The sequence below is a fragment of the Pseudonocardia sp. T1-2H genome, assembly GCF_038039215.1.
Taxonomy (GTDB): Bacteria; Actinomycetota; Actinomycetes; order Mycobacteriales; family Pseudonocardiaceae; genus Pseudonocardia.
This window is the reverse complement of sequence record NZ_JBBPCL010000001.1, coordinates 5,099,010-5,123,541: the sequence shown is the minus strand read 5'-3', so window position 1 is coordinate 5,123,541 and position 24,532 is coordinate 5,099,010. Positions and strand designations below refer to the sequence as shown.

Here is a 24,532-nt window from a genome sequence, read left to right as displayed (position 1 = left end):
GGGCATCGGGCACGAAACGTTCCCCATCCGGTCTACGCTCCGGCACGTGCCGGAGTCGAAGCCGATTACGTGTTGGATGACTGACATGGACGGCGTGCTCGTCCACGAGGGCAGGCTGATCCCGGGCGCGGACACGTTCATCGAACGGCTGCGGGAGACCTCGACCCCGTTCCTCGTCCTCACCAACAACTCGATCTACACCCCGCGCGACCTCCAGTTCCGCCTGCGCCACACGGGGATCGACCTGCCGATCGAGTCGATCTGGACCTCCGCGCTGGCCACCGCCGCGTTCCTGGACAGCCAGCGCCCGCAGGGCAGCGCGTACGTCGTCGGCGAGGCCGGGCTGACCACCGCGCTGCACGACATCGGGTACGTCCTCACGGACTCGGACCCGGACTACGTGGTGCTCGGCGAGACCCGCACCTACAGCTTCGAGGCGGTGACGACGGCGATCCGGCTCGTCGACAAGGGCGCCCGGTTCGTCGCGACCAACCCCGATCCCACGGGTCCGTCGAAGGAGGGGCTGCTGCCGGCGACCGGGTCGGTGGCCGCGCTGATCAGCCGGGCGACGGGCGTCGACCCGTACTTCGTCGGCAAGCCGAACCCGCTGATGATGCGCGCCGCCCTGAACCGGCTCGCGGCGCACTCGGAGACCACGGCGATGATCGGGGACCGGATGGACACCGACATCGTGGCGGGGCTCGAGGCCGGGATGCGCACCGTGCTGGTGCTGAGCGGGATCATGAAGGCCGAGGACGTGGACCGCTATCCGTTCCGGCCGAGCCGCGTCGTGTCGACGATCGCCGAGCTGGTGGACGACATCTAGATCGAGGAGGAGTCCCCCGGGTGGTCCACGCCGGCGGGCACGCCGACGTGGACCTTCGGCCGGTGAGGGAGGGGTACTCCCGGCCGCCGGGGGTGGCTGCGCGACGTCCCCGATCGAAACCGGGTCCGGCGCCGCGCCCCGGGTGGGAGTCGCGTGGTTCACTCGGACCGTTACCGGAAAACCGCGCGTCTTTGCCTAACCTTATCTCGGTCCGCTCGGCGTTCAGCCGCCGTGCGGATCGCCTTCGGGATCGAGCAGTTCCGGCGGTTCGCGGTGGCGGCTGCGCCAGGTGTGGAACGCCGCGGAGGACCCGTCGGTCCGGGCGAGCTGCCGCAGCGCGACGGAGACCGCCGCCCGGCCCGCGGGATCCCGCGGCAACTCGTCGTCCCGCGGTCCCCGCCCGGCGCGCACGGCCGCGACCACCCCGGCCTTGAGCACCCCCAGAACGGGGTCCCCGAACGCGTCGAGCAGCCGCTGGAAGGCCATGAGCCGCTCGGGATCGAACGGCAGGGGGCGTCCGAGGTGGTCCGCCGACGGGTGCGGCGGGTAGACGTGGGCGACCGGCACCAGGTCGTCCGGGATCGGGACGGTCGGCGGGTGGGTGCGTCCCTCCGCTCGCGCCCGCGCCAGCAGGTGGGGGAGCAGGTGCGTGTGCGGGCCGAGCGGCGAGCGGCCCTCCGGCGGAGGGATGGGTGTGTAGACCTCGACGCGTCCGGCCGCGGTCAGGAACACCCGGTGCGGCCGGTGCTCGACGAGCGCGGCCGCGGCCGGCGTCGTGAAGAGCTGTTCGCCCTCGGCGTCACGCAGTACCTCCAGCAACGCGGGATCGGCGGTGCGCACGCAGGCGTCGACGCTGGGGGTGTCCAGGCCGAGGTCGAACAGGATGTCCGCGGTGTCCTGCGGGCGCAGCGCGTCGGTGTCCGGCCCGATCTCGGTGACGACGGTCCGCCCGCTGCGCCGCGCGGCGGCGACGGGCAGACAGAACGCGACGGCCTGGTTCCAGTGCAGGTCCGGGCCGGCGGGGGTCTCGTAGGCGATGGCCTCGACCTCGTCGGAGAGCCGCAACCGGATCCCCCCGCGCTCGGTGACGACGCATGCGGGACCACGCGATACGCTCTCGTCGGCGTTCCGGGTGAACTCCGCGAGGGCGCCGATGGTGCCCATGCTCCAGGACGCGTCCGGATCGGCGAGGAGGTCCTCGGCGAGGACGCGGGCGGGTGCGAGCGCGGGATCCTCGGGCGACGCAGGTCCGTCCATTCGCCGAGAGTGCCCACCCGTGCGCCCTGCGGCAAGACCGGACTTGCGAACTACACGCTTGTGATTAGCCTCGGTGGTATGGGCGTGACGACCGTGTGGTGGAGCTGCGCCGAGTGCGGCTCCTATGCAGAACTGCCCGCGGACGAGACCGCGGGCTTCGAGATCGGGTGCCCGGACTGCCCCGGCGCGATGAGTGAGCAGTGGGAGTGGGACGCGGCCTGAGGCCCCTGAGCACTCCGCGCGGCTGACCGCGGCCGTCCTTCGGCGCCCGTCCGGCGACCGCGCTCGACCTGCCCGGCCATGATCACCCGACGGGTCTCATTCGCTGCATCGGCGAGGCCTTCCGGCTGCCTGCGAACCCGACCTCGAGCCGTCGTCGGACGTTGTCCGTCGATCACGGACCGTGAGATTCGGCGCCGAAAGCCGCTCGGTGATACACGGTACGTGCTCGGACGTGCGGCCGTGCCCCGGACCGCCCGCGTTCAAACCGGCGGGTGTCGCGGAACGCAGCGGGGCCACACGATCGAAGGACGACTGTTCTCACCCGCGCGAGGCGCCGGTTAGCTTCTCTCCTGTCGGGGGCGAATCGGTGCGGAATACCGGGCGCCAAGGTTCGATCCGGGTGTCGTCACCCTCAGGAGACAATCGTGTTGAAAAAAGCTGGAATCGTCGTGTCCGGAATCGTTCTGGGGCTTTTCGCGGTGAGCCCGCTGGCGTTCGCTGCGGGGAGTCCCACACGCTCGACGGAGCAGGTCATCGGGGACGACGCGCCCCTGGGCCCGCAGACCGGTCTGGTCAACCTGGGCGACGTCAACGCACTGAACGGCCTGAACGTCTGTCCGGACGTCACCGCGCTGCTCGGGCTCGGCAATGTGCTCGGCATCCTCGGCAGCGGCCCGGTCGCCCAGACCGCGGCGGACGCCCCGATCACCTGCAACACTCTCACGGGGAGCAACGGGGGCTGAGCGAAATTTTTGAACGCGCCGGACCTCGCACGGGGTCCGGCGCATTCCTCTGCCGATCGGAGAGGGACGCACGGAAATGGGCGGACGGTGTCGTCGCGGATGTGTGCTCGTGCTCCTCTGCGTCGGAGCGGCCGTCTCCGCACCCCTTCCCGCGCTCGCCCGGCCCGCGTCCGGTGTCACCCACCGCGAGTTCACGACCGGGGCCGGCCTGGCAGCAGACGTGGTCGAGGTCGACCTGACCATGCCGGGGGCCCGCCTCGTGCTGCTCACGTCCGGTGTGCTCACCGCGCGCGCCCCCGTGGCGACGTTGGCGGACCACGCCGGGGCGACCGCGGCGATCAACGGCGACTTCTTCGACATCTACGGCACGGGCGCGCCGACCGGAGCCGCCGTGTCCGGTGGCCGGCCGCTCAAGTCCGCGGAACCGCCCGGACGGCGGCTGGCACCGCAGGTCCCCGGGACGGGGGCCGAGTACGTCCTGGCCGTCGGCGAGGACGGTGTCGTCCGCGTCGACCGGCTGAGTCTTGCGGCGGAGGCGCGCGGCCCGCGCGGCCCGCTGCGGATCCGCGCCCTCAACCAGCTCGCGGTGCCGGCCGACGGCATCGGGATCGTCACCTCGGACTGGGGCGACACGGATCGCGGCCGGACGCTCTGCGGCTCGGACACCGACCCCGCCGCGCCCTGCGCCGCCGATCGGTGGGAGCTGCGCCTGCGCGCCGGACGGGTCGTCGCGGCGGGCACACCGGGTGGTGGCCGCCTCCCGCCGGACGAGCTCGCGCTCGTCGGGCGTGACCAGGGAGCGGCGACCCTGCGCGACGTCCGCGTGGGGGAGTCGGTGCAGGTCACCTACGCGCTGAGGGCCTCGTCGGGCGTGGCTGCGCAGGAGGCCGTCGGGGCGACGCCCTTGCTGCGCGACGGACAGCCGGTCGACGGTCTCGGCTCGACGGGTCGGGCCTCCCGCAGCGCCGTCGGGCTGAGCGCCGACGGCCGGCACGTCCGGCTCGTGACGGTCGACGGCAACGAGGAGACGGACGTCGGCCCGACGCTGGCGGAGCTCGCCGCGATCCTGCGCGACCTGGGCTCGGACGACGCCGTGAACCTCGACGGCGGCGGCTCCTCCACGCTGGTGTTCCGCGCGCCCGGCGCCCCGGCGGTTTCGATTGTGAACAGCCCGTCGGGCTCTGCGCCTCGAGCGGTGGCCAACGGGCTCGGGGTCCTGACCGGCACCTCTAACGGGACGTGAGGGCGGGTGCCGGACAGGTCGACGGCAGACCGACTGGTCGGGGTGGCGGGATTTGAACCCACGGCCCCTCGCTCCCAAAGCGAGTGCGCTACCAAGCTGCGCCACACCCCGTCGGGGAGAGTGTAGGCGGCCCGTGTGCGCCGGCGCCCGCCGATGTCCCGCAGCGTGTCGTCGGCCGCCACGTACCGCAGGCCGGACGTGGTCGGAAGGCGATCCGGCGCGGTCTTCGGGTCCGCCTGCAGAGCCGCTCCCGGCCGTCCGGTATCGTCGTCCACGTTCCGCTACGCGGAGCACGCGGGCGTAGCTCAATGGTAGAGCCCTAGTCTTCCAAACTAGCTACGCGGGTTCGATTCCCGTCGCCCGCTCCACCTCTGACCAGGGGTTTCGCACCACCGGCTCGCTGCGAGCCGCCCCGCATGGGATCAAATGTGGTGCGAAACCCGGTTACGCTCGCCCCATGGCGCGACGTACCGCGGCTGGCCAGAGCCGTGCACGAGGAAGTATCGAGGCTCTGCCCAGCGGCGCCTTGCGCGTGTCTGTGTACGCGGGCATCGACCCCGTCACCGGGCGCCGCCACTACCTCAAAGAGATCATCAAGGCGGGCCCGAAGGCGCAGCGCGAGGCCGAGGCCGCTCGGAGCCGACTGCTGGCCGAGGTCGCCGCGAAGCGCAGCCCGCGCACGAGCGCCACCGTCGATCAGCTCCTGGAGCGCTACCTCGACCAGTTCGCAGGCTCGCCGACGACGCTGGATCTGTACCGCACGCACGTCCGCAATCACATCTTGCCGGTCCTCGGGCACGTGAAGGTCGGCCAGCTCGACGCCGAGATCCTCGACTCGTTCTACGGGGAGCTGCGCAGGTGTCGCCGGCGCTGCTCGGGCCGGCGGACGATCGAGCACCGGGTCGCAGAGGCGCACGAGTGCGATGGCCGGTGTGTACCCCACCAGTGCAAACCCCTCGCGGTAACGACGATTCGCCACATCCACTTCATCCTGTCCGGCGCGTACAAGCGCGCTGTGCGTTGGCGGTGGCTGGCCGTGAACCCGATGGCGCAGGCCGAGCCGCCGGCTGCACCTAAGCCGAACCCACAGCCACCATCTGCGGCCCAGGCGGCCCGGATCGTCACGGAGTCGTGGAGTGACCCGGACTGGGGAGCGCTCGTCTGGACCGCGATGACGACCGGTGTGCGCCGCGGGGAGATGTGTGCAGTGCGTGTCTCGTCGGTCGACCTCGACGGGGGTCGAGAGACGGTGTGGTTGCGCCGAGCCATTCGCCGTGAGCCGGGTGCGGGGTGGATCGAGGCGGACCTCAAGACCCATCAGCAGCGACGGATCGCGCTCGACGCGGAGACTGTCGAGGTGCTTCGACGGCACATCGAGCGGTTACGAGCTCGGGCCGCTGCGCTCGGGCTCGAGTATCGAACTGACGGCTACCTGTTCTCTGGCTCGCCAGACGGCTCGACGTTCTTGACTCCCGACAGCGTCACTCAGCGGTACGACCGCATGGTCAAGCGCCTGGGAATCGAGACGACCATCCACAAGCTGAGGCACTATTCGGCCACGGAGCTGATCGCTGGAGGCGTAGACCCGCGTACGGTCGCCGGGCGGCTCGGCCACAGCGGGGGCGGGACGACGACCCTCAAGGCCTATACGGCCTGGGTTTCGGAGGCTGACCAGCGCGCCGCGAAGGGACTCGGCGCGGGTATGCCGCAGCGCCCGGCCGATGTCGCCGAACCGGATCGAATCCGGGCAGCGCCGCGATTCCCGTACCAGGTGGTAGCGGCCGCGATCGCGCGCCAGATCACGGAGGGGGTGCTCGCTGCAGGCGATGCGGCGCCGCCGGCTGCCGAGCTGGCGGCCCGACATGAAGTGTCCCTGGCAACGGCGAAGCGGTCGCTCGTACTTCTGACCGAGTGGGGACTATTGGAGCGGCTCGGTCACGACGTGCTGCGCGTTGCCGCCCCTCCCAGCGCGCCCGCAGCCGCATCAGCATCGACCGAATTGCCCTCTACGAGCATGCCCAGGGCGGCGCTGCTGTCTCTTACGGTCCGTCGCCACGGGACTACGGTCGCGCAGTTCTCGACGGTCGCCGACCCGACTAACGGATCCGACCTGTACCAGGTGCTCGCTGCTGCTGTCGCCCGCGCTGGCGCGGAGACTGGGCAGATCGGCGAGTACGAGATGGATGTGCGTCTGCCGTCGGAGTCGGCTGCACTGTTGACGTTCGTCGCGTCGGGTTGGACGAGCTGAGCGGGGCGGGTGGCGCGCAAGGAGTGCAACGACCTCTTCGGTGTGAACCTGGAAGCAGACTGCCCCGTACGGCCATCCGTTGTCTTCGCATGCCGTTTGAGCTGGGGGTTCGTGGCGGCCCGTGCCGTCGCGTGCCGTCGACTTTCATACGTCCTGCTCCGGGAATGCTCCGCCGCCTACCTCCGGCGATCTGCGGTCATTCGGCGCCTCCAGTCGAATGGCCTCTGGGTTGTGAGCACGCGGGCTACGTAGCGTCAACACGGTGGGCAAGCTTGGCAAGCTCTACTGGTGCACGCGGTGTCAGCACCGGCACTACCGGAAGTCCGGCCACGGCAGGGACCATTGGCAGTACCGACGAACCTGGTACGGACCACTCGTGAGCACCGCGAGGTCGCACCAATCGACGCGAGCCGCTAGGCCTAAGAAGGTCCAGCGGACTACCGCACGAACACCTCCTCTGCCGTCGCCGAAGTCTCGTATTCCTGCTCCACGACGGGCGGCAGAGGCCACGTCGCCCGTTCCCTCTCGTCACCAGCCCGTCAAGGACGAATCACCATGGCAGTCGACGAGGGAGCGGGTACGGGAGTCGATCACCGAAGCACGCAAAGTCGCACGGCAGCGACTTCGAGCGAAGTTGCCCGGGGCGTCGGAAGGCGTGATCCAGTACCTCTTCGATGAGGACGGCTTCTACGAGGGGATCGCCGACAAGCTCATCGAAGGGCTGCCGTTCAAGCGACGGGCCACCCGAGGTCATGACCTCTGCAAGATGCTCAACACAGCAGCCATGTTGGTCGACTCTGGGACGTACGAGAAGATTGCCGGCGAGACCGTGGAGGCGGGGCTCAAGAGGCTGGGTGTTGACGACCTCGTCGCCCGGGCGTTCGCATCAGGGTCGAAGCTCCTCGTGAAGACGGCGTTCGATGCTTCGTCTATTGCGAACTTATCGAAGGCGTTCAGAGTGACAATCCCGCTGGTATGTCCTGACTTGACGCGCTGCCCGACTGAGGCGGAGGTCCTGAAGACCTACGCGACCCCGCTTCTATCCGAGGAGCTGAAAACCATCGCCGAAGCCCTCGGCGCGTCCCAGCGATCCGGTTGACTGGCAGGCAGGCCATCCGATCGGCAGATCTGCTGGTAGACGCCTGTCCGCTGAACCAGTAACCCTGCGAAACAAGATCCACTCTGCTCGACGACTGCGCTCGTCTTCCGTTGTGGCTCGTACGCTGCATGACTCCGCCCCAAGACCATCTCTTCCCAGGGCGTTCAACGTCGACATCTGCCGTTGATTTCTGGGGGTAAAGAGAGGGCTCCCCGCTCCCCTGCCTGCTGAGTGCCATCCCGTCCTGGCACAGCCCGACCGCGCGGTCACTCGTGGGCGGCCCTCGACGCCACCGCACCCGACCTTGCCACGCTCCGCCCACGAGTGACCGTGTGGTAGCCCTCGGGAGGTCGACGGGATGGCACGTCCGGCCATCCCAGAGACCTGCCCATCGGCGAGATGTCAATCGCTACGTTCTGCGCTCTTCTCAGCCGAACGCCTAACGTAGATTGCACTGACCGTGTCACGATCTTCGGAGTCGTAAGGTTCTTCAGGGTCGATTCCAAGCGCTGCGAGAACCTCACTGAGACGGAGTACTAGATCGTGCTGCTATCCGCCCAGGGCATGGACGTGCCCGCGATCGCGCAGGGTCACCTTCACCAGCCCGGACCGGGTCCGCGATGTCATCCACAACCTCAACGGCGCACCTTGCCAGATCTGCGCCCTTGTCCAGTGCGGGCAAGTTGCCGGTTTAGGCAACCGCGCTGGGTGCGGTGTGCCGCGGCCAGGAGCTGGTGGGGCGCTGACCCGGCGTCGCATCGGCCGCATAGATGATCGTGTGGTGGAAGTCGATCGCAGCTATGACGTCCTTGCCGCGGAATTGTTCGACGTCCACCAGATGCTCAGCAACGGTCAAGCCTCCTGGCCCTTGGCCTCGGCCTGCTCGACCTCGGGCGCGTAGCCGGCATTGCTCAACATCCGGCGCAGGTCGACCACCTGCTGGGCATCGATGTCCTTGTGCCTGGGCCGTTCGAGAGTCTCGGTCTCAGATCCCAGGGTCACAAGGAACTTAGGGTCGTGGCTCCCCTCGACAGAACCCACCACCTCCAGCAACGACAGAACGGCTCGCCACGTGATGTTGTGGCTCACCGGATGCTGGAAAATCTGCAACAGAGTGTGGCGGTGATGGTTGTTTAGGTGCACGGGCTCCGGCGTCGAAGGCATGGAGGCTCCTCTCACCGCCCCCAGGTTAGCCCGCACCCGGCGTTCGACATGCCGACCAGCGGCGTCGAGGACCACCCACCAACCGAGGACTCCGGAGAAGCCAGCAGGCCGGCACCACCCACACGCCCAATTCCGGAACAACAGCCGCACTGGCCGAGCTGCGGGACCGGAGGGTTTGCTAGTCCCCCTGCTGGCCAGGACGGCGGCTGCGGGGGAACGAGGCCGCGCTGGCCGAGCTGCGCGCCGAGCCGACACGGGCGACGGTCGCGCCGCCGAAGCGCTGGCCTCAGTGCTCGGCGTGCAGGGTCACGACGCCGCGCTCGTCGAACTGTGCTCCCGAGCGGAGGCCGGCGACCGCTACGCGGCGGGCTGGCTGTTGGCCCTGCAGGATGAACAGGGGCACGCCGTGCTGTCCGGACTGCGCGCACTCGTCACTGACACTGACGACGCGGAGAGCGCCACTCGGCGCAAGGGCCAGCTGGTCGGCGATTCGGTGTAGCCGCACCGCGAGTCCCGCCACGCTAGGTTGGTTGGCCTCGACTTCGTTGTCGCTCATGGGGGTTTCATCGCGTTCGTGCTTACAGGGTTACTTCTCCTGGACGACCCAGCCGCGCCCCTGTTCGCCGCGCAGGGGGCCGTCTGCGAGCTGGAGCAGCCCGCGCCGCACGGTGTCGCGGGAGGTGTCGAACGCCGCCGCGAGCTGGTACTCGCTCGGCAACTGGTCACCCCCCCGCAGCTCCCCGGACTCGATTGCCCGCTCGATGCGGGCGGCCACCTCTAGGTACGTGGGCTGAATCGGCCCGCCCAGCCGGACCCGGACCATCTTGCCCGCGCGCCTGATGTACAACCGCTGAGGCCGGTTATTTGCAGGCATAGCCGACAACCTAGACCAGCCGTCGACTGTCCGGTGTGGACGACTTTAACCTGCACGAATGGCACCTCCTCGTAAGCCGACCGCGCTGCTGCGCGGCGACCGGAAGAACCGGCTGAACCTGGACGAGCCGCTGCCCGGCCCCGGCGAGCCGCCGATGCCGGACGGGCTCTCCGAGGGGCAGTAGCGGGTGCGGCACGAGGTCACGCGGCAGCTCCGGATCATGAACCTGCTGCACGCGCCCGACGCGGCGGTCATCACCGCCTACGTGGTCATCGTCGAGAAGTTGGACAGGCTGCGGGCCCGGATGACCAGCGAGCCCGAGGTCGTCCGCAACCCTGCGAACGGCATGCTGATGCCGAACCCGGTGTTCGACCAGTGGCTGAAGGCGTGCACGAAGATGGAGAGCCTCGCAACAAGCTCGGGCTCAACCCGTCGGCCCGGTCGGGTATCCGGGCGAAGGTCGCGCAGACCGGTCCGCCGACGCCGCGCCGCTCCGAGCGGCTGTTCGGAGACTGACAAGCGCCACCGCCGCCCCGGCAACGGTTGCCAGCCAGGCTACGACCGGGATGGCGCGTCCGATGGCCTTGTCGCAGAGGCGCGTCACGTCGGCGGTCCGCATATAGCCGAACTCGGCGTGGTTGACCTTCCGGAATTCGCTGTCCGGGCTCGACTGGGTAACCGGGCAGCCGGATTGGAAAGTAGTGGGTGCCGCACGAGAACGAGCCATCAGTGCCGTTCGCGAGGGTCATCACGACGGTTGATCGGCGACAGGACGAACAGCAGGCCAGCGGGACGATGCACAGTCTCACTGTGCGCTCGGACGGGACGGATGTGGTGATCGACTGCCGCCCGGATGAGCGGATCCGGCCACGTGATGCGGTGGCGTTCGAGGCAACGGCGCAGGCCTGCGAGACCGTCGGCCGGGAGTACAGCCGGTGCGGAGCGATCGACGAGCCCCTGGCCAACCGGGTTCTTCAGCAGCCTCCTTAGGTCCTCGAGCGCCACTACAACGGTGCCGAGTCCTTTAGCACCGAGCCGTGGAGCCGGTAACCGACGACCTCTCTGGCAAGAATCTCGGTGTTCTCGCCGAGCGTGAGGTGCTTGAACCCGACGGTGTCGGGGGATGCCCAGACCTCGTGCAGAGCGCTTGTGAAGATGCGGTCCTCGCCGTCCTCCAGTGCCAGATCAACGGTGTGCCCGCTGCGGACAAAGACTTCGATGCGGCACGTCATCGGAACAGCGTAGGACTCGGCGGGTGCCCTCGAGGCACAGATGACCAGACGTCCGCACTAGTAGTCGATCTGCAGCTGGTGGACGCTGCGGCGGCGAGCGAAGCTGATGTAGGAACCGTCCTCGAGCAGGCCGCCGCGGTCGACGGGGTGTGGGCCGGCGGCGTCACGCGGCCAGCACACGGCGGGCCGGCCTGCTCGGGGGCTTCGAGCCGGCGACGCTCGGCGTCGTTGGGCACGGGTGCCTCCCGGGGAGTAGGAACTGCGGTCTCAGCCGGCCTGTCCGGTCGCTGCGGCTTGTCGGGTCCTCGGCTCTCCCGCCGGTCAGCGATCCGGGCCCCGGTCAGGGTGGGGCCGGGCCGAAGAAGGTCCGGTGGTCGGGGAGTTTGCGGCGTTGCGCAGCGCCAGCGCCAGCGCCGCGAGCACGAAGCCGTACACCACGGCGAACACCCCGATCAGTACCGCCAGCGCCAGCGCGCCGGGGACCGGTCACGCCAGAACCAGCACGCCGGCCACCACCGAGAGCAGTTCGGCCACCACCAACAATGCGGCCCGGCGCCGCTCGCGGCGCTGCCGGACCGCGAGGATGAATCTCGACGACCCCGGTGACCAGCGCCCAGATGCCGACCACCACGGGGAGGGCGACCACGGTGATGTCGGGCCAGATCAGCGCGACCAGACCCAGCGCGACCGCGAACACCGCCCGCACCAACACCGGCCAGGCCAGGCGCAGGTCCACCAGCAACACCTCGGCGGCACGATCCGTCCTGGTCCTGGTCCTGGTCCTGGTCCTGGTGTGGAAGATGATGGTGACGTCGGATCGCTGTGCCCGTGGGCGCGCGGCGGGGAACGTGTGTCGCCGCGTGCGTCAGGCCGCGAGGCTGCTGGTGGCCTCATCGGGTGATCCTGCCTACCGGGGAGCGTGGAAACCTCGCCCCGCCAGCGCCATAGCCGGGCCCAGGGTCGGCCTCGCTGGTCGAGCGGTGGGCAGCTCGGCGAGCTAGTCGAGGTAGTGCCGGAGCAGGGCAATGCGCGACGAGCAGCGCAACTTGGCCATCGCCCTCAACTCGATCTGTCGGCTCCGCTCCCGGGTCACCCCGTAGACCTGGCCGATCTGCTCCAGCGTGCGCGGCCGGCCGTCGGTGAGGCCGAAGCGCAGCCGGATCACGCCGGCCTCGCGCTCGGACAGCGTCGCCAGCACCGACTGCAGCTGATCGCGCAGCAGGGTGAGGCCGACCGCGTCGGCGGCCCCCACGGTCTCGGAATCCTCGATGGCATCCCCGAGCCGGGCGTCGCCCTCGTCACCGACGCTCTGGTCTAGCGAGAGCGGCTGGCGAGCGGTGCGCTGCAACGTAGATAACTTCTCCGGGGCGATGTCCAGCTGGGCGGCGAGCTCCCCGGGGTGGGCTCGCGGCCCAGGCCCTGGTACAGCTCGCGCTGGACGCGGCGAAGCTTGTTGATGGCCTCGACGATGTTCACCGGGAGGCGGATGGTGCGGGCCTGGCCTGCCATTGCCCGGGTGATGGCCTGGCGGATCCACCAGGTGGCGTAGGTGGAGAACTTGTAGCCCTTGGTGTAGTCGAACTTCTCCATCGCGTGGATCAGACCCAGGTTGCCCTCCTGGACCAGGTCCAGGAACGCCAGGCCGCGGCCGGTGTAGCGCTTGGCCATCGAGACCACGAGCCGCAGGTTGGCCTCCACCAGGCGGTCCTTCGCGCGCTCCCCGTCGCGCACGATCTGGCGCAGGTCCCGGCGCAACTGCGCGGACACCCCCGGCGGGGCGGCCCCGCAGCCGCTCCGCGGCCAGCAGCCCGGCCTCGATCCGCGTGGCCAGCTCGACCTCCTGCGCCGCACCCAGCAGCGCCACCGTGCCGATCCGCTTCAGGTAGGCCCGGACCGGGTCGACCGCGACGGTGAGCTCGGCGTCGTGGCGGGCCTGGCGCAGCACCGCGGGATCGTCGTCGGAGTCTTCCTCGGGCTCGGCCTCGTCCCACCCGACCCCGCCCGAGGTGCTGCGTTCCTGCGGCAGACCCGCGGGGTCCGGCGCGCTGGCCTCGACACCCTCCCCGTCGAGCGCGGCACCCCCGTCCGCCCGGTGGCGGGGAGCCGGGTCCGGCGCGGCGCGCTCGACGTCCCCATCCCTGAGCGGCGGCGGCTCCTTCTCCCGCTTCGTGCGGGCCGCCGTGGCCGGCTCGGGGTCCCGTGCGGGCGAATCGACAGCGGTCACCGAGCCCACCCCCTGTTCGGGCCGCCCGGCGGGCGCACGGTGATTTCTCGTGCCCGTCCTCGCCCGGCGCGGCGGGTTGTTGCCACCGCAGCCTCCTCCTGAACCGGGCCACGGTCACCATCGAGACACGATCCCGTATCACCGGTCGTGGCCCTGCGGCCGCCGCGTCGCCCCGGCCGCAGGATCATCCCGGATCCTCGCTGCCTCCCAGCCAGCTCGCCCGGGCGAGCAGGTGCGGCACCGGCCTCCACGCTGTGCCCACCTCGTAGCTGCTGCGGCTCTCCAGCAACGCCCTCCTGTCCCGTCCCATGTGGGCCGGGCGAGGAGGGTGAAATTCCCTCGCAGGCATGACGCGCCCCGTTCCGGTTGTCTGCCGTCGGCGGTGAGCGAGAGTGCCCGGGCCTGGCTTGACCGCTGGAGGCCATCGCGGAGCGACGCGCAGCGCCCTTGCGGTCGGCGTGGTGCGGTAGGACCGTTGATGAGCCGCGAAGGGTCAGCTCCGTTAGGCCGTTGGGCTCTGGCCCGGATCGCTCTTGGTCATCGTTGGCTAACCCGGTGGCGCAGCCGGGCGCAGCCGGCGGAGCCGGCGCCTTGATGATGAGACAGGGCAACTCGGCAGGGCGCGGGATGGCTTCGTGGACGGTGTCGGCCGCACAGGCGCGCCTCGGGACGCGCGGGCGGCGGGCTGCTGGAGCGAGACGACGACGGGCAGCGGAGCCATCTGGTCGCCGACCCGGCCGCAGGTGGCACGCCCGCCCACGGCCAGCGGTGTTGGTGCCGATCAGCGCGATGGCATCTGAACGACAAAGCGTCTCATTTCAAGCACAGCAAGATTGGGGACAAGAAGATGACCACACCGCAGAATCAGTTCACCGACGCGACCAAGCGCGGCCAGGAGGCGATCACGACCGCCATGCGCACGTGGGCGGAGAACGTCCAGGCCTTGACGGCCGGCGCAGCCGGGGGTCAGTCGGGGTTGCCCAACCCCCAGCAGATCGTCGACAAGGTCTTCGACTTCGCCGAGCAGGTGCTCGCCACTCAGCGCGAACTCACTAAGACCCTGCTGTCGGCTGGAGCGCAGGCGACCGAGGCCGCGACCAGCCAGACCCGGGAGGCCGCCGAGTCGATGACCACGCACGCGGTCGAGGCAACCGAAGCCGTGACCGAGGAGGCCGCCCAGGCCGGTCAGGCCGCCGGCGAGAAGGTGTCGGGGACCGCTCGCAGCGGGCGCAACACCACCAAGGGCTGATTTCGATCCGACCTGACCCGACCCGACGGTAGACGTCGGGCCGGTGCTGTCACCTGGCGGCGGCCTTCGCCGTCGCCAGGTGCCGTGAGCTGGCTGTTCCGTGTCCTCAGCGGACCGGAGTGGAGCCGATTTCGTCACGGAGGGGGCGCATGCCGCCGCGCCGGACACAGAAGCAGGCTCGGGGCGCGATGCGAGTCCCGATGTCACCGCGCAAACGGGGCCTGCGTCGCAGGCCGACGGCGCCGCGACGGAGGGGTCCGGGCGGGCAAGGTGCCGTCCGGCCAGGGTGGGAGAAGGTCGGCTACAGCGGACCGGTGGGCAGCCGCTCGTATATGGTCTACGTTCCGCCGGGGATCGGTTCCCGGACTCGCTTGCCGCTGCTCATCGTCGCCATGAGCGCGCTGTCGCAAATATCGGCTGGCCGGCGGCGTGGCAGCCGTGCCCGGTGTCCGCGCCAGGCCGGGTATCAGCCGCCGAGATAGGACATCTCCGGCTTCGGGAGGTCTACGGTGCCCAGGCCACGCAGCTCGGAGTAGCGGTCGTCCCGGGCGCCCCAGACGGCGGCGATCGCAGCATGCAGCGCGTCGTCGTCGACCCCACCCCGGAGCAGGCCGCGCAGGTCACGCCCGTGCGCGGCGAACAAGCAGGTGTAGAGCTCGCCGACCGCGGTGACCCTGGCCCGGGTGCAGGTGCTGCAGAACGGCGTGCTCACCGACGAGATCAGCCCGAACTCGCCACGTCCGTCGAGGAAGCGCCAGCGTTGGGCGACCTCGCCTGGGCGCGCCGCCGCCACGGGTTCGACCGGGTGCATTGCGGCGATCTGGTCCAGCACCTCGGCCGAGGTGACGACCTCCGACCGGTCCCAGCCATTGGTGTTGCCCACGTCCATGTACTCGATGCACCGCAGCACATGGCCGCCGTCGCGGGCGAACTCGACCAGGTCGAGCAGACCGGCCTCGTTCATCCCTCGGCGCAGCACGGTGTTGAGCTTGATTGGCGACAACCCGGCGTGGGCGGCCGCGGCGATGCCGTCGAGCACCTTCGACAGAGGGACTTTCGTGTCGCCCATGGCCGCGAACACTGTCGGGTCGAGGCTGTCCAGGCTGACCGTCACGCGGTGCAGCCCCGCATCGCGCAGGCTCCGCGCGTGGGCGGCGAGCAGCGAGCCGTTGGTGGTCAGCGCGACGTCGGTGATGCCCGGTGTCGACGCGACGAGGGACACCAGGGCGTCGAGGTCGCGGCGCAGCAGCGGCTCACCGCCGGTGAGCCGGACCTTGCTGACGCCGAGGTCGGCGAAGACCCGTACCAGCCGGCCGAGCTCTTCGTAGGACAGCAGCTCGCTGCGCGGCAGGAACGCGTGGTCGGGGCCGAAGACGTCGCGCGGCATGCAGTAGCCGCAGCGGAAGTTGCAGCGGTCGGTGACCGATATCCGCAGGTCGCGCAGTGGTCGGGCGCGGCGGTCGCGGACCGCCGGCCTGACCGCGTCCCCTCCTGCGTCGCCCGATGCTTGCGCCATGCGCCCAGCGTAGGCCCGGATCCATCACCCGCCGTCGGTTGTGAGTCGACGGACTGAGTGGATCTTGCTGTACGGGCGGCGGTTCACCCAGCCGGGCCTGCCGCGACCACAACAGCAGCCGGGTGGGCCGATGACGGGCGGGGCTCTCCTGGCTGCAGGTCACCCCCGCTTGCCAGACTGGCCCGGTGAGCGATCACGAGAGCCCAGCGATCTGCTCGGCCAAGGGGTGCCAGGCCGCCGCGACCTGGGCGGTTGTGTGGAACAACCCCAGGCTGCACGCTCCCGACCGCGAGAAGGTCTGGGTGGCCTGCGGTGAGCACAAGCAGCCGCTCGCCGACTACCTCGCCGTCCGTGCGTTCCTCAAGCGGGTCGAGCCTCTGGAGGCGGTCTAGTTGAAGGCTTGGACTGGCGAAGCCGGCAAGATCGGGTCGAGCTTCAGGCGGTGGTGACCGACGGGTGCAACGCGTTCGCCGAGTGCTCAACGCCGATGTGTCGGCTCGGCTGGACGGCTACGCGGCCGGGGATATCTACAACCGTGGCCACATCCGCATCACCGGCATGATCGCCGGGCGAATCGTCGAGAACAGCGGCCACATCGAGGTAGCCGTGGGCACGCTGCTCCGGAGGAACGGCCGGATCTACGAGTACACCTACGACGGAACGCTCCCTGCCCCCAAGGGCCTGGAGGCGAGCACGTCAACGGGCATATCCGAAGCGGAGATCATGGCGCGGGTCCTCGGCCGCAGGGCATGGCAGCAGTGGCCCGGAAATGGTCAGCGGGTGCTGGCGCGGACGGTGGTGCCAGTCTCGTCGTGGCAGATGTGTAGGTCGTGGCTGAGTTCGCGGGCGCAGTAGAGCCCCCGGCCGCGGGCAGCGGCGGCCGGGGGTGGGGCCAGTCCGAGCAGGCCGGGCCGCAGTTCGCCGGGGTCGTGGATCTCCCAGGTCAGCCCGATGGGGGTGTACCAGATCCGGAAGGTGCCGTGCCCGGCGCCGTGCTCGATGCTGTTGCTGGCAACCTCGTTGACGGCGATGTCACCGCGGTGGCGGCGTGGGGAACGACGCCGCGGGCGAGGGCATGGGCGGTCACCGCGGCGCGCAGCAGGCCGAGCTCGGCGATCCCGAAGTCGATGCCAGCCGCTCCAGCACCTGCGCGGCGTCGCGCAGCAGATCCGCCAGATCTTCGGCGTCGGGCATGGCCCCACCGTTCCCCGGGCCGCAGCAACCGCGCCTGCACACCGACCCGCTCCCTACTACCTCATACCTCGTCAGCAGCATCGGACCCACGCCGCAGGACATCGGATGACGGCCCCTCTCGGGCCCTCGGCCGGCGCGCCCTAGCTGCTGCTCGGGCGGTCGCGGGCGAGACGCTCCGGCCCACGGGCGGAAGGTCGCGAATCACGAGAGGCGATCACGTGCGTGATGGGGACGCCGGCGGCGGCATGCCCGATGCGATGGGGAAGATCGGTGTGAAGCCATTTCGACAGGTGACTCGGGAGCGTGGAGACGATGATCTCGTCGTAGCGACCGCGCTTCCACTCGCGCTCGAACGCCGTCATCGGGTCCGGGTCGCCGATCATGCACGAGACCTCGATCCCGCCGGCTTGCAGGCGCTTCTGCGCCGCCCGCAGCCGCCGCCACGCAGACTCTGCGCCCCCATGCGGGTCCTGGATCTCCCAGATTGCGGGCGCGACCATGGTCACTGCAATCTGGCCGGGCTGCGCGCCACCGGTCATTACGGGGCTCAACGTCGGGCCGTCACCGGTCGAGCAGTCCATCGCCGAGCTGACGTCGACCGGACTGGCCCACCTGCCCTCCGGGCGGTTCATGGCCAACGCCGCGTGGCTCGCACTGGCCGTGATAACGCACAACCTCGGCCGTGGCGTCGGCATCCTCGCCGGCCACGACCTACACCGGGCTGGCTATCTCGAGGCGTCAAGCCCGGTGACGCCGGTCGAGGGCGACTACCGGTCGGAGACGAGGATCTTGGCTCGCGACCGGCGTCGCCGATGGACGCGGTAGAACAACCGCTTCAACAGCAACGAGCAGCATCACTTCGGTGTCCCCGACGCCACGCTACTAACCAACAGCACCGCCGCACACCCCCGCCAAGGACGCAACCTGCGAGGTAACCTGGCTGTACCTGCCCGGTCCCAACGGCGGCGGTCTGGGGCCTCCGGGAGGGGATGACCCGAGGGGCCGGTGCGGGGGGTGGCGCGATGCAGCGAGCAACATCGGCTACGCCTACCGCGCTGCTGCGGGAGTACGTGGTCGACCTGCCCGCGCGGGGGCGAACAATGGTGTGGGAGTGGCCCGGGCCGCCCGGCGCCCCCGTGCTGGTCCTGCTGCACGGCGCCACCCTTACCGCCGAGCTCAACTGGTCCGGCGCCATGACGGTGCTGGGCCGGCGGTACCGCGTCATCGCCCTCGACCAGCGCGGGCACGGGCGCGGCATCCCGTGCTCGACGTTCCGGCTCGAGGACTGTGCCGACGACGTCGCGGCCCTCGCTCGGGTACTCGGGATCGACCGGCTGATCCCCGTCGGCTTCTCCATGGGTGGGCTCGTCGCGCAACTGATCTGGCGGCGGCATCCGGACCTGACCGCGGGGCTGGTGCTGTGCTCGACGGCCCGCAACGTGTCCGGCTCGCCATGGGAACGGGCCGTCGCGCTCATGATGCCGGGTGTGGTCGCCGCCGCCGCCTTCTTCCCGGCGATGTATCCCCTGGGCGCCGACGTCTTGGGCGCGAGCCTGCTCGACCGCGACATCAACCCGACAACCCGCGGGTGGGCGATCGCGCAGATGCGTCACACCCCGCTGCTCACCGCGCTGTCCACCGCGCAGGCCGTGGGCCACTTCACCTCGCACGAATGGATCGGATCCGTCGACGTGCCCACCTCGGTGGTGATCACCAGGAACGACCGGATCGTGCCGGCCCGGCGGCAGTGGAAGCTGGCGCACGCGCTGCCCGACTGCACGGTCATCGAGATCGACGGAGACCACGGCGTCTTTCTCCACGCTCCCGGTCGCTTCGCAACGGCCGTGCTCGCCGCCTGCAATGCGGCGACCCTCGCCGCGATGGACCAGGTCGTGGACGAGCCGACGGGCACCGCATCCTGACGACAGGCTGGGCGACACCTGGGTGACACCGAGCCAGCCCGCCGCCCGGCGAGCGCCGTGGCCGAGGCTGGGGACGCGCCCGCGCTCAACCGTCCCTGCGCGCGGAGCTCGCCCGAGTCGTCCGGGGCGCCTCCGGGGGCGCCTCCCGAGAGCCCTGCGTAGCGGCCTCCATCGCCTCCCGAGTGGCCTGCGTAGTGGCCTCCGCCGCCTCCCGAGTGGCCTCCCGCGTCGCCTCCTGGGTGGCTTCGATCGTGCGCATGGCGGCGCGGCTCACGGCGTCGATCATGGGGCTCCCGAAGGCGAGCAGGGCTTTGGCGAACTCGCGCTGGGCGGTCAGCGTCTCATCGGCGATGTCGAACCAGTCGTCGATGAGCCGGTCCGGGCTCGGAAGATCGGGATCGCACCGAAGATCACCGATGCCGAGCTGATCACCCTGGCGGTGATGCAGGCCCTGCTCGGGCACACCAGCGAAGCGCGTTGGCTGCGCTACACCCGCGCCCACCTGCGGCATCTGTTCCTGTATCTGCCCAAGCAGCCCGGTTACAACAAGCGGTTGCGGCGCCTGGGCGCAACGATCGGGTGGCTGGTGGGGGTGCTGGCCCGGGACACGAGTCTGTGGACCGATGACGTGTGGGTGGCCGATTCCACCCCGGTCGAGTGCGCCCGATCCCGCGAGGCGGTGCAGCGCTCGGACCTGGCCGGGTGGGCCGAGTACGGCTACTGCGCCAGCCACTCCCGGTTCTTCTGGGGCCTGCGGTTGCATCTGGTGTGCACGCTGCACGGGCTGCCGGTCGGGTTCGCCCTGACCGGGGCGAAGGCCGACGAGCGCCAGACCCTGCTCGGGATCCTCGACGCGGACGCCGAGCTGACCAGGGGACGACCCGGACAGATCCTGATCGCGGACAAGAACTACTACGGCCGCCCGTTCGAGACCACCCTCGCCGCGGCTGAGCTGGCTCTGCTGCGTCCGGCCCGCAAGGGTAAGCTCCCCCGGGCCGGGGCCGAGTTCTTCAGGCCGTTGCGGCAGGTCATCGAGTCGATCAACGACACGTTCAAGGGCCAGCTCGACCTGGAACGACACGGCGGACGCAGCCCCGCGGGGGTCTGGGTCCGGGTCGTGCAACGCGTCTTGGCCCTGACCGCCGCGATCTGGCACAACGACCGCACCGGCCAGCCGATCAAGCGATCGCTACTGGCCTACGACCACTGATCCCTTGGAATCAGTCATCTAGAGACCGGTCCTGCTCGACGCCCGGTCCGGCGAGCCGGTCGCAGGGAACTGGTCCTTGCCGGTCAGCAGGGCGTGGCATTTGCCCGGCCGTGCCGGCCCAGGTCGCCGTCCGGGTCCTTGAGTAGCCGGGCCGGGCGCCGGGAGGATAGAAGTATGGCTCCAGAGTTTACCGAGTCGCAGCGGGATGGCGCGGAGCGGGCAGCGGGTGTGCTCGGCCCGGCGTCCGATCTGGTTGAGGATTTCGATGCGGCCGGTTTCGGCGAGGCGCTGTCGCAGGCGGCACGCGCCACGCTGACCAATCCGGCCGGCGCGATGGGCGCGTCGATGCAGTTGGCGGGCGACCTCGCGCGGATCCCGATGATCGCGGCGATCCGTTGGCTCGGCGGTCCGGCCGAACCCCCGGTGCCGGTGGATCCGAAGGATCCACGGTTCGCCGACTCGGCCTGGAGCACCAACCCGGCCTACTACTCGCTGCGGCTGGCCTATCTGGCGGCGTGCCGGTTCGCGCGCGAGGTCGTTGCATCGGCGGCTCTGGAGGCCGACGCTGCGCGGAAGGCCACGCTCGCGCTCGACCTGCTGCTCGACGCCGCCGCCCCGACGAACTTCCTGGCCAGCAACCCGGCCGCGCTCAAGCACGCGTTCGGCACCGGCGGTGCCAGCCTCGCCCGCGGCGCCCGCAACTTCGTCGACGACCTGCTGCACAACGAGGGCAGGCCGCGCCAAGTCGATGCCAGCGGCTTCCACATGGGGCGGGACCTCGCCGCCACCCCGGCCAGGGTCGTCTACCGCAACGAGCTGATGGAGCTGCTGCAGTACGAGCCGCAGACCCCGCAGGTGCACGCCACGCCGCTGCTGTGCAGCCCGCCGTGGATCAACAAGTACTACATCATGGACCTGGCCCCGGGGCGCAGCTTCATCGAATGGGCCGTGCAGCACGGCCGCACCGTGTTCGCGATCAGTTACAAGAACCCGTCCAAGGACATGTCCGCCACCTCCATGGACGACTACCTGGTGCGCGGGCCGCAGATCGCCCTCGACGTCATCTCCGACATCACCGCGGTGGCGACCATCGACATCGTCGGGCTGTGCCTGGGCGGGGCGCTGACCGCGATCACGGCCGCCTATCTGGCCCAGTCCGGGGACAGCCGTATCGGCACCGTGACCCTGCTCAACACCCTGCTCGACTACGCCCAGCCGGGCGTCCTGGGCACCTTCACCGACGAGCGCACCGTCGCCCGGCTGGAGAAGAAGATGCAGCGCGAGGGCCTGCTCGAGGGCAGATCGATGGCCGGCGCGTTCGACGTACTACGCGCCAATGACCTGATCTTCAACTATGTGGTGTCGAACTGGTTGATGGGCCAGGACCCGCCCACGTTCGACATTCTGGCCTGGAACGCCGACAGCACCCGGATGCCGGCCGCGATGCACACGTTCTACCTGCGCAACTTCTACGTCCAGAACAAGCTCGCCGCAGGCACGCTGGAGATCGCCGGCACGCTGATCGACCTGAGCGCGGGCACGTCGCCCGGCTACGTGGTCAGCGCGATCAACGACCATATCGTGCCCTGGGAATCGGCCTACACGACGACGGGTCTGCTGCGCGGGCCGGTGCGGTTCGTGCTCAGCAGCGGCGGCCACATCGCCGGCATCGTGAACCCGCCCGGGCCCAAAGCCTGGTACGAGGTCGCGGAGTCGGAAACCACCCTGCCGCCCACCGGCGCCGGGTGGCGTGAGGTCGCCCAGCGGCGCAGCGGCTCGTGGTGGGAAGACTGGGCGCGCTGGTCGGCGCAGCACGCCGGCCCGTTGGGCGAGCCGCCCCCGGTGGGCAGCACACGCTACCGGGTACTCGGCGACGGCCCCGGCGAGTACGTCTTCACCTGAACCGGGCGCCCGGCCCACACCGCGTCGAGTCCGGCCCGGCGCGGGGTCGGCACGCTACGGGCAGGCGCCAGGTTGCAGATCGCTCGTCCCCCGCGATCCACGGCCCGCGGTTGCAACTGGAGGGGCGACCTCTCGGCCTGCCGGCACGAGACGGCACTAGTACTGCAACGGCAGTCGTGGCGTGTCGTGGGAGTCTGATCGGCGTCGGGCGGTGATGATCAACGTGTGGTCGATCTTGCTGGGTGGGTGTCGAGGTTGGACGCGGTCACGGAGTTGATCGGGCGGCGGTTCACCAGGTCGGAGCCGCGGGCCCGGGCCGGTGTCTATGTGCGCGGACTGCTCGCCGGGCTCGAGCGCAAGAACGGTTGGACGCTGGCCGAGCACGCCGGTGCGCTGTCGCCGGACGGGATGCAGCGGCTGCTGCGCACTGCGGACTGGGACGTCGAGGGCGTGCGTGACGATGTGCGCGGCTACGTCCTCGACGAACTCGGCGACCAGGCGTCGGGGGTGTTCGTGGTCGACGAGACCGGGTTCATCAAGAAGGGCCTACGTTCGGCAGGGGTGCAACGCCAGTACACCGGCACCACCGGGAAGATCGACAATTGCCAGCTCGGGGTGTTCCTGGCCTACGCCTCGACCAAGGGCTGAGCGTTGATCGACCGCGAGCTCTACCTGCCCACCTCGTGGACCGAGGATCCGCAGCGCTGCGCTGCAGCGGGCATCCCGGAGGGGACAGGCTTCGCGACGAAACCGCAGCTGGGGGTCGCCATGCTCGCCCGCGCCTGGCGAGCCGGCCTGCTCACCAGCGAGGCCTGGACGACCGCGGACGAGGCCTACGGCCAGAATCCGACCTTCCGGAAGTGGCTGGCCGACCACGAGGTCCCGTTCGTGCTGGCCACCCGCAACGATGACGTGTTGACCAGCCCGGACGGACATCGCCGTCAGGCCAAGGTGCTCGCCACCCTCGCCGGGGCACGTGACCCCGACACCGGCCAGGACGGGTGGGAACGGCGCTCGATCGGCGCCGGCGCGCACGGGGAACGGATCTACGACTGGACCGCCGTCACCCTGGACACCGCCGGGCTGCCCGAGGGCTGGGGGCACTGGCTGCTGGTCCGCCGCCAGACCGACTCGAGCCCGGGAAAGACGGTCCGGGAGTTGGCGTTCTACCGCTGCGCCGCCCCCGCCCAGACGCCGCTACGGGAGCTGGTCCGGGTCGCCGGGGCCCGCTGGGCGATCGAGGAGTGCTTCCAGACCGCGAAGAACGAAGCCGGACTCGACCACTATCAAGTCCGGTCCTTCCGAGCTTGGTACGCCCACATCACCCTCGCGATGCTCGCCGCGGCCTACCTCGCCGCCACCCGCGCCACCGAACACGCCGCCGAGCACACCCGCGACGAAAAGGGGGATCTCCACCCGGTATCCGCCGACTGATCCCGCTGTCGGCCAACGAGATCCGTCGACTCCTCGTCGCCCTCGCCCTCACCCCGCTGACCTGCATCAATCACGTCATGCACTGGTCGCGCTGGCGCCGCGAGCGACAACACCAAGCCCGAACCTGCCACTACCGACGGCGCGGTCACCGACCACCACCCTGACCGAGTGCCGTTGCAGTATTAGAGCCCTGTAGTAACCCCTGCGGTTCCGACGACGGTTCGCGGGCTGTTCTCAGTCGGTGTGTGATCGGGCACGCGCTTCTGATCTACGTGGCCAGGACCGGGTGATATCGCACGTTCACGGCGGCTGAGCTGTCATCACCGTTGAGCAGCTCAAGTCGGACGGGCGCGCGCCCGCGGTTGTCGAACAGCCGGATCCCGTCGCCGAGCAGCACGGGCGCGATGTGCAGGTCGATCTCGTCGATCAGCCCACGCACGAGGAGCTGCTGGCCGATCGTGGCCGAGAAGACCTCGAGGTTCTTGCCGCCTGCGGCCTTCAGCCCGATTCGGACCGCCTCGGCCACGTCGCAGCTCAGGAAGGTCACGCCGTCGGCGGGCCGCGCGTCGTCGGGGTGGTGGGTGAGGACGAACACCGGCCCCTGCCACGCGCCGCCGTAGATCCCGCTGACGTCGGGGTAGGCATCGAAGCCGTCCCGGCCTCCCAGCACGGCGCCGGTCGTCTCGGCGTACTCCTCGATGAGGCTGGGCCGGGACGAAGTCCCCGCCATCCAGTCCATCGCATGGTTCGGGCCTGCGATGTACCCGTCCAGCGACATCGTGAAGTGCCAGAGCACCTTGCCTGCCGCAGTCTGCCGTTCCGTGTCTGTCATCCGCTGGTCCTTCTTGGTCGTGCCTACGTTGTCGTCCGGTTCGGCGATTGGGCAGGTCGTTCTGATGAGACCGGCGACGGGTGGCTTACTCATCGGTCCGGTTGGTTGACGTGACGTTTGTCATCGAGCCCGGCAGGCGGG

Annotated in this window: 28 protein-coding genes, 2 tRNA genes and 2 pseudogenes; 16 read left to right on the top strand and 16 right to left on the bottom strand. The window is 70.0% G+C overall.

Annotation, left to right across the window (positions count from 1 at the left end; translation table 11 throughout):
* The first annotated feature begins 76 nt into the window (after window positions 1–76).
* Window positions 77–826: an HAD-IIA family hydrolase gene (locus WBK50_RS25290; protein ID WP_341337994.1), complete on the top strand. Its 750-nt coding sequence runs from the start codon at window positions 77–79 to the stop codon at window positions 824–826.
* 222 nt (window positions 827–1,048) lie between these two features.
* On the opposite strand, the gene WBK50_RS25285 is transcribed toward WBK50_RS25290, so the two are convergent.
* Window positions 1,049–2,083: a DUF6925 family protein gene (locus WBK50_RS25285; RefSeq protein WP_341337993.1), complete on the bottom strand. Its 1,035-nt coding sequence runs from the start codon at window positions 2,081–2,083 to the stop codon at window positions 1,049–1,051.
* Window positions 2,084–2,161: 78 nt separating this feature from the next.
* On the opposite strand from WBK50_RS25285, the gene WBK50_RS25280 reads away from it, so the two are divergent.
* The 3 genes from WBK50_RS25280 (at window position 2,162) to WBK50_RS25270 (ending at window position 4,291) form a co-directional block, all read left to right on the top strand.
* Window positions 2,162–2,305 carry a hypothetical protein gene (locus WBK50_RS25280; protein ID WP_341337992.1) on the top strand — a complete coding sequence of 48 codons (144 nt, stop codon included), beginning with the start codon at window positions 2,162–2,164 and terminating at the stop codon, window positions 2,303–2,305.
* 449 nt (window positions 2,306–2,754) lie between these two features.
* The gene (locus WBK50_RS25275; RefSeq protein ID WP_341337991.1) at window positions 2,755–3,048 is read left to right on the top strand and encodes a hypothetical protein; all 294 of its coding nucleotides are present in this window, start codon (window positions 2,755–2,757) and stop codon (window positions 3,046–3,048) included.
* Window positions 3,049–3,157: 109 nt separating this feature from the next.
* Window positions 3,158–4,291: a phosphodiester glycosidase family protein gene (locus WBK50_RS25270; protein ID WP_341337990.1), complete on the top strand. Its 1,134-nt coding sequence runs from the start codon at window positions 3,158–3,160 to the stop codon at window positions 4,289–4,291.
* Between the two features lie 34 nt (window positions 4,292–4,325).
* Here WBK50_RS25270 and WBK50_RS25265 read toward each other — a convergent pair.
* Window positions 4,326–4,402: transfer RNA gene (locus WBK50_RS25265), tRNA-Pro, on the bottom strand.
* A gap of 183 nt (window positions 4,403–4,585) precedes the next feature.
* Here WBK50_RS25265 and WBK50_RS25260 point away from each other — a divergent pair.
* From WBK50_RS25260 to WBK50_RS25250, 3 genes are all read left to right on the top strand, one after another.
* A tRNA-Gly gene (locus WBK50_RS25260) sits at window positions 4,586–4,659 on the top strand.
* 89 nt (window positions 4,660–4,748) lie between these two features.
* A complete protein-coding gene (locus WBK50_RS25255; RefSeq protein ID WP_341337989.1) occupies window positions 4,749–6,539 on the top strand; it encodes a tyrosine-type recombinase/integrase in 1,791 nt (596 codons plus the stop codon).
* 655 nt (window positions 6,540–7,194) lie between these two features.
* On the top strand, window positions 7,195–7,638 hold the full coding sequence (locus WBK50_RS25250) for a hypothetical protein (protein ID WP_341337988.1): 444 nt from the start codon (window positions 7,195–7,197) through the stop codon (window positions 7,636–7,638).
* Window positions 7,639–8,329: 691 nt separating this feature from the next.
* Here the strand turns inward: WBK50_RS25250 and WBK50_RS25245 are convergent.
* From WBK50_RS25245 to WBK50_RS25230, 4 genes are all read right to left on the bottom strand, one after another.
* Complete coding sequence (locus tag WBK50_RS25245) at window positions 8,330–8,473, bottom strand: hypothetical protein (RefSeq protein WP_341337987.1); 144 nt, start codon at window positions 8,471–8,473, stop codon at window positions 8,330–8,332.
* 17 nt (window positions 8,474–8,490) lie between these two features.
* Window positions 8,491–8,802 carry a hypothetical protein gene (locus tag WBK50_RS25240; protein ID WP_341337986.1) on the bottom strand — a complete coding sequence of 104 codons (312 nt, stop codon included), beginning with the start codon at window positions 8,800–8,802 and terminating at the stop codon, window positions 8,491–8,493.
* 286 nt (window positions 8,803–9,088) lie between these two features.
* Window positions 9,089–9,358 carry a hypothetical protein gene (locus WBK50_RS25235; protein ID WP_341337985.1) on the bottom strand — a complete coding sequence of 90 codons (270 nt, stop codon included), beginning with the start codon at window positions 9,356–9,358 and terminating at the stop codon, window positions 9,089–9,091.
* A 30-nt stretch (window positions 9,359–9,388) separates the two neighbouring features.
* Complete coding sequence (locus tag WBK50_RS25230) at window positions 9,389–9,649, bottom strand: GntR family transcriptional regulator (protein ID WP_341337984.1); 261 nt, start codon at window positions 9,647–9,649, stop codon at window positions 9,389–9,391.
* Window positions 9,650–9,734: 85 nt separating this feature from the next.
* Between WBK50_RS25230 and WBK50_RS25225 the strand changes: the two genes are divergently transcribed.
* Window positions 9,735–9,860, top strand: coding sequence for a hypothetical protein (locus WBK50_RS25225; RefSeq protein ID WP_341337983.1), 126 nt, complete (start codon window positions 9,735–9,737; stop codon window positions 9,858–9,860).
* Window positions 9,861–9,937: 77 nt separating this feature from the next.
* On the opposite strand, the gene WBK50_RS25220 is transcribed toward WBK50_RS25225, so the two are convergent.
* Window positions 9,938–10,069, bottom strand: a complete 132-nt coding sequence (locus tag WBK50_RS25220; protein WP_341337982.1) for a hypothetical protein — start codon at window positions 10,067–10,069, stop codon at window positions 9,938–9,940.
* A gap of 336 nt (window positions 10,070–10,405) precedes the next feature.
* Here WBK50_RS25220 and WBK50_RS25215 point away from each other — a divergent pair, with 336 nt between their 5' ends.
* Complete coding sequence (locus tag WBK50_RS25215) at window positions 10,406–10,666, top strand: hypothetical protein (RefSeq protein WP_341337981.1); 261 nt, start codon at window positions 10,406–10,408, stop codon at window positions 10,664–10,666.
* A gap of 14 nt (window positions 10,667–10,680) precedes the next feature.
* On the opposite strand, the gene WBK50_RS25210 is transcribed toward WBK50_RS25215, so the two are convergent.
* The 4 genes and pseudogenes from WBK50_RS25210 to WBK50_RS25195 form a co-directional block, all read right to left on the bottom strand.
* Window positions 10,681–10,908 carry a hypothetical protein gene (locus tag WBK50_RS25210; protein ID WP_297656125.1) on the bottom strand — a complete coding sequence of 76 codons (228 nt, stop codon included), beginning with the start codon at window positions 10,906–10,908 and terminating at the stop codon, window positions 10,681–10,683.
* A 57-nt stretch (window positions 10,909–10,965) separates the two neighbouring features.
* The gene (locus WBK50_RS25205) at window positions 10,966–11,088 is read right to left on the bottom strand and encodes a hypothetical protein (protein WP_297656122.1); all 123 of its coding nucleotides are present in this window, start codon (window positions 11,086–11,088) and stop codon (window positions 10,966–10,968) included.
* A 160-nt stretch (window positions 11,089–11,248) separates the two neighbouring features.
* Window positions 11,249–11,644, bottom strand: a complete 396-nt coding sequence (locus WBK50_RS25200) for a DUF308 domain-containing protein (protein ID WP_341337980.1) — start codon at window positions 11,642–11,644, stop codon at window positions 11,249–11,251.
* A 261-nt stretch (window positions 11,645–11,905) separates the two neighbouring features.
* Window positions 11,906–13,141, bottom strand: a pseudogene (locus WBK50_RS25195) (RNA polymerase sigma factor).
* A gap of 838 nt (window positions 13,142–13,979) precedes the next feature.
* On the opposite strand from WBK50_RS25195, the gene WBK50_RS25190 reads away from it, so the two are divergent.
* Window positions 13,980–14,381, top strand: coding sequence for a hypothetical protein (locus WBK50_RS25190; RefSeq protein ID WP_341337979.1), 402 nt, complete (start codon window positions 13,980–13,982; stop codon window positions 14,379–14,381).
* Between the two features lie 466 nt (window positions 14,382–14,847).
* Here the strand turns inward: WBK50_RS25190 and moaA are convergent, their stop codons facing one another.
* On the bottom strand, window positions 14,848–15,897 hold the full coding sequence (moaA, locus tag WBK50_RS25185; RefSeq protein ID WP_341337978.1) for a GTP 3',8-cyclase MoaA: 1,050 nt from the start codon (window positions 15,895–15,897) through the stop codon (window positions 14,848–14,850).
* Window positions 15,898–16,082: 185 nt separating this feature from the next.
* Between moaA and WBK50_RS25180 the strand changes: the two genes are divergently transcribed.
* Entirely contained in the window at window positions 16,083–16,289 is a 207-nt protein-coding gene (locus WBK50_RS25180; protein ID WP_341337977.1) for a hypothetical protein, read from the top strand.
* Between the two features lie 82 nt (window positions 16,290–16,371).
* Window positions 16,372–16,752, top strand: a complete 381-nt coding sequence (locus WBK50_RS25175; protein ID WP_341337976.1) for a hypothetical protein — start codon at window positions 16,372–16,374, stop codon at window positions 16,750–16,752.
* On the opposite strand, the gene WBK50_RS35395 is transcribed toward WBK50_RS25175, so the two are convergent.
* Both WBK50_RS35395 and WBK50_RS25170 read right to left on the bottom strand, forming a co-directional pair.
* A complete protein-coding gene (locus tag WBK50_RS35395; RefSeq protein ID WP_445942393.1) occupies window positions 16,671–16,898 on the bottom strand; it encodes an ATP-binding protein in 228 nt (75 codons plus the stop codon). The two genes, WBK50_RS25175 and WBK50_RS35395, sit on opposite strands and share 82 nt — an antisense overlap.
* Before the next feature lie 333 nt (window positions 16,899–17,231).
* Window positions 17,232–17,723 carry a hypothetical protein gene (locus tag WBK50_RS25170; RefSeq protein ID WP_341339598.1) on the bottom strand — a complete coding sequence of 164 codons (492 nt, stop codon included), beginning with the start codon at window positions 17,721–17,723 and terminating at the stop codon, window positions 17,232–17,234.
* 390 nt (window positions 17,724–18,113) lie between these two features.
* Between WBK50_RS25170 and WBK50_RS25165 the strand changes: the two genes are divergently transcribed.
* Window positions 18,114–19,013: an alpha/beta fold hydrolase gene (locus WBK50_RS25165; protein WP_341337975.1), complete on the top strand. Its 900-nt coding sequence runs from the start codon at window positions 18,114–18,116 to the stop codon at window positions 19,011–19,013.
* Between the two features lie 85 nt (window positions 19,014–19,098).
* On the opposite strand, the gene WBK50_RS25160 is transcribed toward WBK50_RS25165, so the two are convergent.
* Window positions 19,099–19,476, bottom strand: a complete 378-nt coding sequence (locus tag WBK50_RS25160; RefSeq protein ID WP_341337974.1) for a hypothetical protein — start codon at window positions 19,474–19,476, stop codon at window positions 19,099–19,101.
* On the opposite strand from WBK50_RS25160, the gene WBK50_RS25155 reads away from it, so the two are divergent.
* The 3 genes and pseudogenes from WBK50_RS25155 (at window position 19,357) to WBK50_RS25145 (ending at window position 23,559) form a co-directional block, all read left to right on the top strand.
* Entirely contained in the window at window positions 19,357–20,223 is an 867-nt protein-coding gene (locus tag WBK50_RS25155; RefSeq protein WP_445942392.1) for an IS982 family transposase, read from the top strand. The genes WBK50_RS25160 and WBK50_RS25155 overlap by 120 nt on opposite strands.
* Window positions 20,224–20,451: 228 nt before the next feature.
* Entirely contained in the window at window positions 20,452–22,125 is a 1,674-nt protein-coding gene (locus WBK50_RS25150; protein ID WP_341337972.1) for a PHA/PHB synthase family protein, read from the top strand.
* 225 nt (window positions 22,126–22,350) lie between these two features.
* Window positions 22,351–23,559, top strand: a pseudogene (locus WBK50_RS25145) (IS701 family transposase).
* A 268-nt stretch (window positions 23,560–23,827) separates the two neighbouring features.
* Here the strand turns inward: WBK50_RS25145 and WBK50_RS25140 are convergent.
* The gene (locus tag WBK50_RS25140) at window positions 23,828–24,391 is read right to left on the bottom strand and encodes a dihydrofolate reductase family protein (RefSeq protein ID WP_341337971.1); all 564 of its coding nucleotides are present in this window, start codon (window positions 24,389–24,391) and stop codon (window positions 23,828–23,830) included.
* Between the last annotated feature and the right edge of the window lie 141 nt (window positions 24,392–24,532).